The organism is Nocardiopsis sp. NPDC050513 (genome assembly GCF_044457925.1).
In the GTDB taxonomy this organism is placed as follows: domain Bacteria; phylum Actinomycetota; class Actinomycetes; order Streptosporangiales; family Streptosporangiaceae; genus Nocardiopsis.
On record NZ_JBITHK010000006.1, the window covers coordinates 347,410 to 359,661 of the forward strand.

General features: G+C 71.4%; 13 protein-coding genes and 1 tRNA gene. 9 read left to right on the forward strand and 5 right to left on the reverse strand.

All coding sequences use genetic code 11. The features are described 5' to 3' along the window. Positions 1-91 precede the first annotated feature (91 nt). A complete protein-coding gene (locus ACIBFB_RS13875) occupies positions 92-1,342 on the reverse strand; it encodes a DUF418 domain-containing protein (protein ID WP_397229842.1) in 1,251 nt (416 codons plus the stop codon). 128 nt (positions 1,343-1,470) lie between these two features. On the opposite strand from ACIBFB_RS13875, the gene ACIBFB_RS13880 reads away from it, so the two are divergent. From ACIBFB_RS13880 to ACIBFB_RS13890, 3 genes are all read left to right on the forward strand, one after another. Continuing rightward, a complete protein-coding gene (locus ACIBFB_RS13880) occupies positions 1,471-2,364 on the forward strand; it encodes a PaaX family transcriptional regulator C-terminal domain-containing protein (protein WP_397229844.1) in 894 nt (297 codons plus the stop codon). Positions 2,365-2,468: 104 nt separating this feature from the next. Then, a complete protein-coding gene (locus tag ACIBFB_RS13885) occupies positions 2,469-4,484 on the forward strand; it encodes an FAD-dependent oxidoreductase (protein ID WP_397229846.1) in 2,016 nt (671 codons plus the stop codon). 20 nt (positions 4,485-4,504) lie between these two features. After that, the gene (locus tag ACIBFB_RS13890; protein WP_397229848.1) at positions 4,505-5,050 is read left to right on the forward strand and encodes a PadR family transcriptional regulator; all 546 of its coding nucleotides are present in this window, start codon (positions 4,505-4,507) and stop codon (positions 5,048-5,050) included. 174 nt (positions 5,051-5,224) lie between these two features. Here ACIBFB_RS13890 and ACIBFB_RS13895 read toward each other — a convergent pair. The 4 genes from ACIBFB_RS13895 to ACIBFB_RS13910 all read right to left on the reverse strand — a co-directional run bounded on the left by ACIBFB_RS13895 (position 5,225) and on the right by ACIBFB_RS13910 (position 6,829). Further along, positions 5,225-5,312 (reverse strand) — tRNA-Ser (locus ACIBFB_RS13895). 10 nt (positions 5,313-5,322) lie between these two features. Then, positions 5,323-5,802, reverse strand: coding sequence for a nucleoside deaminase (locus ACIBFB_RS13900; protein ID WP_397229974.1), 480 nt, complete (start codon positions 5,800-5,802; stop codon positions 5,323-5,325). Continuing rightward, a complete protein-coding gene (locus ACIBFB_RS13905; protein WP_397229850.1) occupies positions 5,802-6,287 on the reverse strand; it encodes a tRNA adenosine deaminase-associated protein in 486 nt (161 codons plus the stop codon). Before ACIBFB_RS13905 ends, ACIBFB_RS13900 begins: the two co-directional genes overlap by 1 nt. A gap of 41 nt (positions 6,288-6,328) precedes the next feature. Continuing rightward, positions 6,329-6,829, reverse strand: a complete 501-nt coding sequence (locus ACIBFB_RS13910) for a tRNA adenosine deaminase-associated protein (RefSeq protein ID WP_075925907.1) — start codon at positions 6,827-6,829, stop codon at positions 6,329-6,331. A gap of 315 nt (positions 6,830-7,144) precedes the next feature. Here ACIBFB_RS13910 and upp point away from each other — a divergent pair, with 315 nt between their 5' ends. The 6 genes from upp to abc-f all read left to right on the forward strand — a co-directional run bounded on the left by upp (position 7,145) and on the right by abc-f (position 12,229). Further along, positions 7,145-7,798, forward strand: coding sequence for a uracil phosphoribosyltransferase (gene upp, locus ACIBFB_RS13915; protein ID WP_397229853.1), 654 nt, complete (start codon positions 7,145-7,147; stop codon positions 7,796-7,798). Positions 7,799-8,212: 414 nt separating this feature from the next. Next, positions 8,213-8,452, forward strand: coding sequence for a hypothetical protein (locus ACIBFB_RS13920; RefSeq protein ID WP_397229855.1), 240 nt, complete (start codon positions 8,213-8,215; stop codon positions 8,450-8,452). Between the two features lie 268 nt (positions 8,453-8,720). Further along, entirely contained in the window at positions 8,721-8,885 is a 165-nt protein-coding gene (locus ACIBFB_RS13925) for a hypothetical protein (protein ID WP_170293704.1), read from the forward strand. Between the two features lie 21 nt (positions 8,886-8,906). Then, positions 8,907-9,416: a PH domain-containing protein gene (locus ACIBFB_RS13930; protein ID WP_397229857.1), complete on the forward strand. Its 510-nt coding sequence runs from the start codon at positions 8,907-8,909 to the stop codon at positions 9,414-9,416. 369 nt (positions 9,417-9,785) lie between these two features. Next, the gene (locus tag ACIBFB_RS13935) at positions 9,786-10,010 is read left to right on the forward strand and encodes a hypothetical protein (RefSeq protein WP_397229859.1); all 225 of its coding nucleotides are present in this window, start codon (positions 9,786-9,788) and stop codon (positions 10,008-10,010) included. Between the two features lie 542 nt (positions 10,011-10,552). Continuing rightward, positions 10,553-12,229 (forward strand): ribosomal protection-like ABC-F family protein, encoded by a 1,677-nt coding sequence (abc-f, locus tag ACIBFB_RS13940; protein WP_397229861.1) that lies wholly within the window; start codon positions 10,553-10,555, stop codon positions 12,227-12,229. Positions 12,230-12,252: the final 23 nt, after the last annotated feature.

Here is a 12,252-nt window from a genome sequence, read left to right on the forward strand (position 1 = left end):
GCCGGATCGCCGTCCCCGCGGCCACCGGCGGCGGCGCGGTACCGCTCGGAGTCCGCTCCCTCCCGCGGCGGGCCCAGCGTCGTCTCCGGGCTCAGCCAGCCGCCCCGTCGCGACGGCGAAACGGCTGCGGGGCCAGAGTGGTCCACACCCGGAGGAGCCATTCGAGGGGGCCGTAGGGGTGGTGGCGCAGCCACCGGCGACTCACCGCGGCCTGCGCGGCGAACAGCGCGAGGGCGATCACCACGGTTCCCAGCGGCGGGACCCGGCCGACGAGCGCCGCCCCGTATCCGGTGAACAGCAGGGCGCACACGAGGGACTGCCCGAGGTAGTGGGTGAGCGCCATGCGTCCGGGCGGCGCGAGCGCGTCCGTGAGCCTGGATCCGTACCGGCCCGTGGACAGCCGCAGGACGGTCGCGGCGTAGGCCGCGGCCAGCAGCGGGGCCGTGACCACGTCGACGCCCAGGGCGAGCACCTGGTAGGCGCCGCCCGGGTGTGCGAGGGACGCGTGGGCGTAGACGAGGCCGCCGGCCAGGCCCACCGTGAAGCCGACCCACTGGAGGCGGACGAGCGCCCGACCGTGCGCGAGGGGCTCCGCCAGGACGCGTCGCCGCCCCGCGGCGAGGCCGAACAGGAACGCGGCCAACGCCGAGGGGGCCTGGAAGAACGCCAGCAGGAACAGGACGTCGGGCAGCTCCGCCAGGTGGGCGCCGACGACCGACGCGGCGTCGCCCCTCAGCGCCTCGGCGGCCCCCGCGGCGGTCTCGGCCGCAGCCGGGTCCACACCCGCACCGCCCACGGCGTGGAGCCCGAGGGCGATCAGGGCGTACACGGCGCCGACGGCCGCGAGGAGCACGACGGCGACGGTCACCGCGGTGCGCGGCTGGAGCCGCCGCAGCGTGAGCAGGACGACGCCGAGCAGGGCGTAGGTGGTGAGGATGTCGCCGGGGAAGAGCAGCACCGCGTGGACCGCGCCCAGGACGAACAGGCCGCTCAGGCGCCGCAGGAACCGGGGGACGAAGCGGACGCCGCGCCGCTCGGCCGAGTCCGTCTGGAGCGTGAGGCTGTAGCCGAACAGGAAGGAGAACAGGAGGAAGAACTTGGCCTCGAAGAACACCGCAACGACCGCGCGGACCGCCTGGTCCAGGGGGCTCCGGAAGGCGGGGTCCTCGATCCCGCTGCCGTGGTAGGCGGAGGCCAGGTAGCCGATGTTGACGATCAGGATGCCCAGCAGCGCGAAGCCGCGCAGGGCGTCGACCTGGGGGATCCGTGCGGTCGCGCGGTCGCGGCGCTCGGCGGTCGGCGGAGCCGTACGCCCCCGGTCTGGTACGGGCCCGTGGGTCATCCCGCACACCTCCAAGAACTATCAGAATCAAAACGAACGTTTTCATAATGAACGTAGTAAGATAGATAGCACAAGGGGGTGCGCCGTCGTGCCGCCCCGACCGACACGACTGACCCCGGAACCGCACGATGAACGCGACGAGCCCCACGCCGGAGGACGCCTCCTGGCCCCCGATCCCCACCCGCCTGCTCGTGCACGCCCTCGTCCGCGGGGACGGCACCGTCGACGCGGGCGAGCTGTACTCGGTCGCCGGCCTGCTCGGCATGACCGACCAGCAGGTCCGGCTCTGCGTCAAGCGCCTGGTCAAGGAGGGCCGGTTCACCCACGAGGGCCGGGGGCGCAAGGCCGTGCTGCGCGCCGCGCCCGACGCGACGGGCGCGCTCGACCCCGATGTCGACTTCGTCCGCCACGCCTACCGCCAGGACCGGGGGCTCGCCCCCTGGGACGGGGTCTGGCGCCTCTTCGCCTTCGCCGTTCCCGAGTCCCGGAGGGCCGCCCGGGACGCGCTGCGCGACACGCTCCTCCACCTCGGGGCCGCCCCTCTCCAGGGCGGCCTCTACACCTGCGCGAACGCGATCACACCGCTGGTCGAGATCCGTGCCCGTGAACTCGGCGTCCTCAGCGCACTCACCCGCCTGACCAGCACGGACCTGCGCGTCGGAGAGCTCACCGACCCGACCGCCCTGGCCGCCGCCCTGTGGCCGCTCGACGAGATCGCGGCCCGGCACGTGCGCCTGGCCGACCTCGCCCGCGCCTGCCTCGCGCGGCTCGACGCCCCGGAAGCGCTCACCGGCCCCGAGAGGTTGACCATGGCCGCGCGCCTGGCGGCGGCCTTCACGGAGGCCATGGAGCCCGACCCGCTCCTTCCGCCGGAGCTGCTCCCCCGTCCCTGGATCGGCGCGGAGTCACGCCGTCTCACGGCGGCGTGCTGGGCCGCGCTCGCCGAAGCGGACGGCGACCCGGCCTCCGGTCCACGCCTGTTCACGCTGTACGAGGGCGTCACGGACGGCTTCGACGAGTGAGGCGCCTCTCCCGGGTCCGCCGGTGGACGGTTTTGCAACTTGTTGCATAATGTGGTTCGGGTCGGCCGGACACCGACCCGCGACGCACCGCGCGAGGAGACCACATGAGCGAGTACCCGCACCTGCTGGCACCACTGGACCTGGGCTACACCACCCTCCCCAACCGCGTGATCATGGGCTCCATGCACGTGGGCCTGGAGGAGGTCCCCGGCGGCTTCGAGCGGATGGCCGCCTTCTACGCCGAGCGCGCCCGGGGCGGCGTGGGCCTCATCATCACCGGAGGCATCTCCCCCAACGAGGAGGGCGTCACCTTCAAGGGCGCCGCCAAGCTCACCACCGAGGCCGAGGCCGACGAGCACCGGGTGATCACCGGGGCCGTCCACCGCGCGGGCGGCCGGATCGCCATGCAGATCCTGCACACCGGCCGCTACGCCTTCAGCGAGGAGTCCGTCGCGCCGAGCGCGATCCAGGCGCCGATCAGCCCCTTCACCCCCCGCGAGCTGACCGACGAGGACGTCGAGCGCACCATCGACGACTTCGCCCGCGCCGCCGAGCTCGCCAGGAGCGCCGGATACGACGGCGTCGAGATCATGGGCTCCGAGGGCTACCTCATCAACCAGTTCATCGTGTCCGCGACCAACAGACGCGAGGACCGGTGGGGCGGCTCCTACGAGAACCGCACGCGCTTCCCCCTGGAGATCGTCCGCCGCGTCCGCGAGCGCGTCGGCCCCGACTTCATCGTCGTCTACCGCCTGTCCATGCTCGACCTCGTACCCGGCGGCTCCACGTTCGACGAGGTCGTCCGGCTCGCCAAGGCGGTCGAGGCCGCCGGCGCGACGATCATCAACACCGGCATCGGCTGGCACGAGGCCCGCATCCCCACCATCGCCACCTCCGTCCCGCGCGGCGCCTACAGCTGGGTGACCCGCAAGCTCATGGGAGAGGTGTCCCTCCCCCTGGTCGCCGTCAACCGGATCAACACCCCGGCGGTGGCCGAGGAGATCCTCGCCGACGGCCACGCCGACATGGTCTCCCTCGCCCGGCCCCTCCTCGCCGACCCCGACTTCGTCAACAAGGCCGAGGCGGGCGCTCCCGAGGAGATCAACACCTGCATCGGCTGCAACCAGGCCTGCCTGGACCACACCTTCAGCCTCAAGATCACCTCCTGCCTCGTGAACCCCCGGGCCTGCCACGAGACCGAACTCGTCCTGTCCCCCACCCGCACCCGCAAGAACGTGGCCGTGGTCGGCGCCGGGCCCGCCGGACTCGCCTTCTCCGTGTCCGCCGCCGAGCGCGGGCACACGGTCACCCTCTTCGACGCGGCCGACGAGATCGGCGGCCAGCTCAACATGGCCCGCAGGGTGCCCGGCAAGGAGGAGTTCGACGAGACCCTGCGCTACTACCGCGTCCAACTCGGCAAACACGGCGTGGACGTACGGCTCAGGACCCGCGTCGCCGCCGCCGACCTCGACGCGTACGACGAGATCGTGCTCGCCACCGGCGTCACCCCCCGCACCCCCGAGATCCCCGGCTTCGACCACCCGAAGGTGGTCAGCTACGTCGATGTCCTGCGGGGCGAGGCGACCGTCGGCGAGCGGGTCGCGATCATCGGCGCGGGCGGCATCGGCTTCGACGTCGCGGAGTTCCTCACCGACGGCGGCGAGAAGGCCAGCCTGGACCCCGACGAGTTCTTCCGCCAGTGGGGCGTGGACACCGACCACACCACCCCCGGCGGCCTCACCGAGCCCACGCGCCCCGCACCGCCCCGCACCGTCCACCTCCTCCAGCGCAAGACCAGCAAGGTCGGCGCCGGACTCGGCAAGACCACCGGATGGATCCACCGCCTCGAACTGCGCCACCGGGGCGTGGAGATGGTCGCGGGCGCCGACTACGACCGATTCGACGACGAGGGCCTGCACCTGACCGTCGACGGTGAGAGCCGCGTGCTCGACGTGGACACCGTCGTGGTCTGCGCGGGTCAGGACCCGCGCCGCGACCTCGCCGACGAACTGGCCGCCGCCGGGCGCCGGGCACACCTGATCGGCGGCGCCGACGTGGCCGCCGAGCTGGACGCCAAGCGCGCGATCAAGCAGGGCACGGAACTGGCCGCCGCCCTGTGAGCCGAACCTAGAATGCGCTCATGTCCCTGCCCCACGCGATCCTCACCGCCCTGCTGGAGAAGCCGTCCTCCGGGTTGGACCTCACGCACCGGTTCGACCGGTCGATCGGGTACTTCTGGTCCGCGACGCACCAGCAGATCTACCGCGAGCTGGGCAAGCTGGAGAAGGAGGGACTGATCAGGACGCTGCCCTCCGACACACCGGCCCGGGGCAAGCGCAAGACCTACGAGGTGCTGCCGACCGGCCGCACCGAGCTGGCGCGCTGGGTCGACGAGTCGGAGGACCCCCGGCCGATCCGCGACCCCCTGCCGCTGCGACTGCGCGCGGCGGGGGTCGTAGGGGTCGGAGGGCTCGTGGCGGAACTGCGCCGCCACCGGGAGCTGCACGCCGCCCAGTTGGAGGAGTACCGGGGCATCGAGAAGCGCGACGCGGCCCGCGAACGGGGCACGGACCGCGACCGCGTGCAGCGCCTGGTCCTCAGGGCGGGAATCGACATGGAGACCTTCTGGGTCACCTGGCTGGACGAGGCGATCGAGGATCTGGAGGAACTCGAAGCGCGGGGGTGAGACCTGACCCCCAGCCTCTTCGCGGCGTCCGGATGTCCGCATCCGCCACGGGACGGAGGTCCCGGCGCCGGCGGTCGTGGGTCCCCTGTCGACCGAAGTCGACCGCGGCCCACGCCGGAGCTTCCCCGAACAGGCACGAAAGAAGCCGCCCCCGGCGCTGCCGGGGACGGCTGGTGGCGGTGGAGGAGGGATTTGAACCCTCGAAGGGTTGCCCCTTACCCGCTTTCGAGGCGGGCGCCATCGGCCACTAGGCGACTCCACCGAGAGGCACTCTACCGGATGCGGCGGCGTGCGAAAAACCGGGAAAGCAGTTCGGCGCACGTTTCGGCGACGTCCTCGCTGACCAGATCCGGCGGGAGGACCTCGGGACGGTGGTTGAGCCGGGGGTCGCGCACCACGTCCCACACCGACCCGACCGCTCCCGCCTTCGCGTCCCTCGCGCCGAACACCAGGCGGTCCACCCGCGACAGCACCACCGCGCCCGCGCACATCAGGCACGGCTCCAGCGTCACCGCCAGCGTGCAGCCGCCCAGCCGCCACTCACCGCGCGCCCGCGCCGCCGCGCGCAGCGCCAGCACCTCGGCGTGCGCCGTGGGGTCCCCGGTCGCCTCGCGCTCGTTGCGGCCCGTGCCCAGGACCGTGCCGTCGGCGTCCAGCACGACGGCGCCCACGGGCACGTCGCCCGTCTCCAGGGCCCGCTCGCCCTCGTCGATCGCGAGCCTCAGGGCGGCGTCCGCGGCCTCCCGGTCGATCACAGCCTCATGCCGTCGAGGATGTCCGAGAATCCGGCGCGCTCGGCCACGACGGCCAGCACGTCACTGGGAAGGACGCCGCCGCCGGTCGACAGCGAGCGGAGTTCGTCCCCGGTCACACCGAGGTCGGTGAGCAGGTCGCCGTCCCCGGTCGGCACCGGGTTGGGCCGCGCCCCCGCGCTCTCCGCGGGCTGGGGCGCGCCCAGTCCGCCCGCCTCGGACAGCACCCCCGCGAGAGGATGGTCGTGCACCACGCGAGCGTCGGACAGGTAGACACGGGGCTCGCCGCTCTCCTCGGCCCGCACGATGGCGAACCACTCGTCGTCGGCGTCCACGAGCAGGAGGGACAGGTCGCTCCCCCGCTCGACGGCGAAGTCGATCATCAGGTCGGTGACGTCGTCGATCACGTCCACCGCCCCGAGATCGACCTCGGTTCCCCGCCACGCCTTCCCGTTGGGAGCGAAGACAGCTGCGAAGGTCGACACCGCGTGCTCTCCTGTTCTCCGTGGTCGTTCTCCAGCTGTCCCTACCCCATACCGTCAAGTACACGCTGGAAGGACTGGGCGAATCCCAACCGTTCGGACACGCTGGCCAGCACCTCGTCGGGATACAGGTCGAGGTCGCCGGCGAGGGCGCCGAGCTCCATCTCGTCCAGTCCCAGGTCCGCGACGATCGACAGGTCCCCGGCGGGCAGCACCTGGTCGAGGTCGTCGTCGTCGGGGAGGTCGATGTCGAGGTAGTCGAGCACGTCCCGGGCGACCTGCCAGTCCACGGACGCGGTCACGTCCGAGAGGAAGAGGGAGACCTCCTCGCCGTAGACCCGGACGATGATGAAGAAGTCGTCCCCGACCGCCACCAGTCCGAGGGAGCCGCTGATGCTGGGCTGCTGGCGCAGCGCGTGGATGAGACCCTTGAGGTCGTGTGTGAGGGCCACCGGGAGCAGGTCGACGTCCCAGCAGTCCTCTTCCCTGTACGCGACGGCCGCGAAGTCACCCGAGTCGTCGTCGCCATGATCGAGCACTGTCATCGTCACCCCAACCCGGCTGGTGTATCGGTGCGGGCGAAGGAACGCCTGATCGCCCGTGCGAGTGCCATGGTAACGATCACTTCCGTTCCGGGGTCGCCCTTGTCACCCGTCAACGCGCCCCACGTTCTCACGACTGGCGCGTGCCCGGGCCCACACCGTCGGGATCGGCCGCTCCGCGCGCCTGGTCGGCGGTCGCGGGACGCCACGGCGTACCACCCGCGCACCCGGTGCGCGGGTGGTACGCACGGTTAGACTCGGGCTGGCCGAAACCTCCCCAGCCACCGTCCCGTTATCCCAGCTCATCCGGAGAACGCTTTGGAAACCCTGGTCGTCGACCACCCCCTGGTCGCGCACAAACTGACCACCCTGCGCGACGTGCGGACCGACTCCCCGACCTTCCGGCGCCTGACCGACGAGTTGGTGACCCTGCTCGCCTACGAGGCGACGCGGGACGTTCGCGTGACGGACGTCACTATCCAGACTCCGCTCGTGGAGACCACGGGCACCCAGTTGACGCGGCCCACCCCGCTCGTCGTGCCGATCCTGCGGGCCGGTCTGGGCATGCTCGACGGCATGACCCGCCTGCTGCCGACGGCCGAGGTCGGCTTCCTGGGCATGGCCCGTGACGAGGAGACGCTCCAGCCCGCCACGTACGCGGACCGCCTGCCGCAGGACCTGTCGGGCCGCCAGTGCTACGTGCTCGACCCCATGCTGGCCACCGGCGGCACCCTCGCGGCGGCGCTCAAACTCCTGGTGGAGCGCGGCGCCGACCACATCACCGCGATCTGCCTGCTCGCCGCGCCCGAGGGTCTCACGGCCGTGGAGCGCAAGCTGACCGAAACCCTGGACCCCGACCACGGAGCGACCCTGCGCGTGGTGACGGCCGCGGTGGACGACCGGCTCAACGAGAACGGCTTCATCCTCCCTGGCCTGGGCGATGCCGGAGACCGGCTGTACGGCTGCTCCTGACGTGGCCGCACCCGCCACACGAGGCGTCAGCGCCCTGCCGAACCCCCGGTAGGGCGCTTTTTGGTTCTTTTCGGTAGGCAGTGAATGAACAGCCGAAAATCGGGCAGAGAGCCAGAGGAGCCCCGCGTCGACCCTGGTGGCAACCGGGACGGACGCAAGCGGCGACACGGCTTTGCACCAGCCGAATTCAATTCGAGATGGGAACGTAACAGATGAGAGTGATCATGGTTCCTGACTGCCCGTAACCCGCGTGAACCGTCAGCCCGAAACCACCCCCATACCGGGTACGGTCCACCGACACCCCCTCGTGTCCGCCCGCTTCCGACGAACGGTTCCGGCTTCCCTCGGACGACTACCCAAAGCCCCCGAGCGACCACGCTTCGCCATCCACCCCCACGGCCTCGAAGGAGTGAGATGCCCGAGACTCCCGCCCCCGCCACCTCGTTCTCCCCGGACCCGAGCTTCGGCCCCGTCGTCAACCGGCTGACGACGGAGTTCTCGGGCGTGCACCACGATTCGACCGTGACCCGGTGCGTGGACGCGGCCAGACACGGAGCCGAGGACGTCACCGGCTCCGCCACCCCGGATCTCGTGGAGCGGATCGCCCGGCAGCACCTCCAGGTCCTGGCCCTGGCCTTCGCCGAACGGCGCTAGCCGGCCTCCGACGGTCGGAGGCCGCACGTCGTGGGCGGTGGACCGGGCGGGAGGGTCCCCGTTCCCCGTCTCGCCCCACCGACCACTCCAGTTACGGACCGTCAACCCCAGTGTTACCAACACCACCGGAACCGGACAGAGCCGGTAAGTGTCGAATGGCCGACATACCGCCACGCCGAGGGTGCGCCCCAGGCTTTACGGGCATCATCGTCAATGGAACAATCACAGCTGGGTTGGTGGGTCAGGTGGATTCCAAGGGGAGTCAGTCGTGGCGAAGTTGAAGAAATGGGGCGGCTACGCGCTCATCGGTTTCGTGGCGTTCTATCTGCTCACGCAGCCGGAAAGCGCCGCCGGAGTGATCCAGAGCGCCCTGGGCGGCCTGATGGGCGGCGCGGAGTCCATGTCCCGCTTCGTCAACGCACTGCTGCCGTAGTGGGGAGTTGGGTCCGGTTCCATGCGGCTCGTAGCGTCGAGTAACAGCGCTCCTGCGTCGGTCAACCGCTACCTCCTGCCTCACGAGCAGGACGTCGTGACGATCAGGCGCCATCCCGCGGTCCTCATCGGCCCGGTCGGAGCGGTCCTCGGGGCGCTGATCGCCGCGGGGATCCTCAGCAACACGCAGATCGCGGACAACAGCGCGGCACTGGCGATCATCTGGTGGCTGTGGCTGCTGGTGGTCGTGTGGTTCGTGTGGCGCGTCGCCGAGTGGTCGGTGGACTACTTCGTCATCACGTCGGCCCGTCTCCTGCTCACGACGGGCCTGATCACCCGGCAGGTCAACATGATGCCGCTGGGCAAGGTCACCGACATGAGGTTCGAGCGGACCCTGCTGGGGCGCTTCCTCGGATACGGCACCTTCGTGATGGAGTCGGCCGGTCAGGACCAGGCACTGAGCCAGATCAACTTCATTCCGTACCCGGAGCAGCTCTACCTGGAGGTCGTGGGGCTCATCTTCAAGGAGTAGCCCCGCCGCGAACGTGAGTGTGGCACCCGCCGCGACGGTGGGTGCCACTCGTGTCTCCCCGGCCGCCCGCCGTCGGCGCTCCAGCGGTCGCGGATCCCCTCCGGCCCTGACGTTCGCGCCTCGTTCACCTTCCGTTCACCTTTCTCCGGCGCCACAGTCTCCTATCTCACAGCCCCGCTGTCGCGCCAGCGGTGGAGATCCACGCGCACCCCTTCCGACCTGGCGTTCTTCGGTGGCCGCGGTACGGGGAGGCGGCTCGACGCGGACGCGGAAGTCGATCTCCACACCTCCACGCAAGAGGGTTGGATTGACTATTAGGTGAACATAGAGTTAACTTTACTCATCAGACACGGAAACGAGGAGGGTTTCATGGCACGCAGGACCGAAAGTGCGCCGCGCCTCGCTCGCTCCACGACCGACCGCCGACGCACGCGCACCGCGCCCGGGACCCGACGCCGCCTGACGAGCGGCGCCGCCTGCCTCCCGCAGCCGCGCGAGAACGCCGACAGCACGCGGTCGCAGCACCCGATCACGCACTGGGTGATGGTCACCGACGAGAACGGCCGGTCCCGCCCCGAGGCGCGCTGGCTCTGACGAGCCGCCCCGAGGGCCTCGGCGGAACCACCCGCCGACCGGAGAGCACGCGAAGGGCCGCCCCGCGGGGCGGCCCTTCGTCGTCGCCGGGGTTCCCCGAGGACGCACGGCGCCGCCCTCTTCCGCGCCGCGACCATCCTCGCCCGGAGCAGTGTCGACAAATCGGCATAGCCATTAACGGAGATTCTTCTGTCCGTAAGTGGGGCCACAGAGGCGCTTAGCGAGTGACACCGGTCTCACTCGACCCGCGTTGACACTGAACGAGACGAGACGTATCGTCTTGTGACATGAGGCTGTACTTCTTCCTGTGATCCCGCATCCGACGCCACGTTCCGAGCACACACGCCCGCTGTCCTGCGGTGCGGCTCCGTCGGCGTCGTCGAACCGCGGTCGACCTGGGAAGCCTCGACGATCCCGTCATCCTCGGACCCCAGCGCGCGTCCCGTCAGCGTGCGCCTGTCCGAAAACCTCGTCGCACGGGCACTCCCGACCGGTCCGCGGCCCCGTCCCACCGGCCCACTCCACGGATCAGGAGGCCCCCCGTGACCACCGCCCCACGCCCAGCCACGTCCCAGCTCCAGCTCACCGGGATCACCAAGCGGTACGGCGACCGCATCGTCCTCGACCGCGCCGACCTCACCGTCAGCCCCGGCGAACGCGTCGGTGTGATCGGTGACAACGGATCCGGCAAGAGCACGCTGCTGCGCCTGCTCGCCGGAGTCGAGGACCCCTCCAACGGCGAGCTCACCGTCAGCGCCCCCGGCGGCGTCGGCTACCTGCCGCAGACCCTCGACGGGGTCTCCGGCGGGGTCCTGACCGGGACCGTCGCGGACGCCGTCGACTCCGCCCTCGCGGTGCTGCGCGACCTGGAGGCCCGGATCCGCGGGGCCGAGGCCGCCCTCGGCTCCGCCCTCTCCGCGGAGCTGGCGGCCTACGGCGACCTGGTCGCGGAGTTCGAGGCGCGCGGCGGCTACGACGCCGACGCCCGCGTCGACGCCGCTCTGCACGGTCTGGGCCTGCCCGGACTGGACCGCGACCGCCCGCTGCGCACGCTCTCCGGCGGGGAGCGTTCGCGGCTGGCGCTGGCCGCGATGCTGGCGGCCTCGCCCGAACTCCTCCTGCTCGACGAGCCCACCAACGACCTCGACGACCGCGCGGTCGCCTGGCTGGAGGAACGGCTCCGTCGGCACCGCGGGACGGTCGTCGCCGTCACCCACGACCGGGCGTTCCTGGCCCGGGTGGCCACCACCGTCCTGGAGGTCGACCACGAGGCCCGCCGGATCCGCCGGTACGGCGACGGGTACGACGGGTTCCTCGCGGCGAAGGCCGCCGCCAGGGCCCGGTGGGTCCGCGAGTACGACGAGTGGACGACGGACGTCGCACGTCAGCGCCGACTGGCGGACGTCAACGCCCAGCGCCTCGACGGCATCCCGCGCAGGATGGCCAAGGCCTCCTTCGGGCACGGCGCGTTCAGACTCCGGGGCCGCGACCACGGGGCCCGGAGCCGGATCCGCATCGCCAAGGAGCGACTGCACCGGCTGACGGTCAACCCGGTGGCCCCGCCTCCGGTACCGCTCCGGATGCACGCCGACTTCGCGGCCTCGGACACCGGTGCCGCGACCGCCGTCGCACCCGCCGCCGTGCTGGAGGGGGTCGCCGTCGACGGCCGGCTCCACGTGCCCCGCCTGGCGCTGGCCCGGGGGGAACACGTCCTGGTCACCGGGCCGAACGGGGCGGGCAAGACCACGCTCCTCCGCCTGCTCGCCGGAGAGCTGGCCCCCGACTCGGGAAGCGTGACCGTGCCCGGGCGCGTCGGCCTGCTGCGCCAGGAGGAGGGACGGCCGCCCGGGACCGGAACGGTCCTGGAGGCCTACGCCTCCGGGAGGCCCGGTCATCCGGAGGACCACCGGGACGAGCTGGGCTCGCTCGGCCTCTTCCGGCCGGAGGAGCTGGACCGTCGGGTGGCCGCGCTGTCGGTCGGACAGCGGCGGCGGATCGAGGTGGCCCGGCTGGCCTCGGGCGCCCACGACCTCCTGCTGCTGGACGAACCCACCAACCACCTGTCCCCCGGACTGGTGGAGGAGCTGGAGGAGGCGCTGTCCCGGTACACCGGGACGCTGGTGACCGTCACGCACGACCGCCGCGCGCGGTCGCGGTTCACCGGTCGCCGTCTCGCGCTCCACGACGGGATGGTGATCCGAGATTCTTACTGTGAGTAATATTGATGTAACTCTTTGTCGAT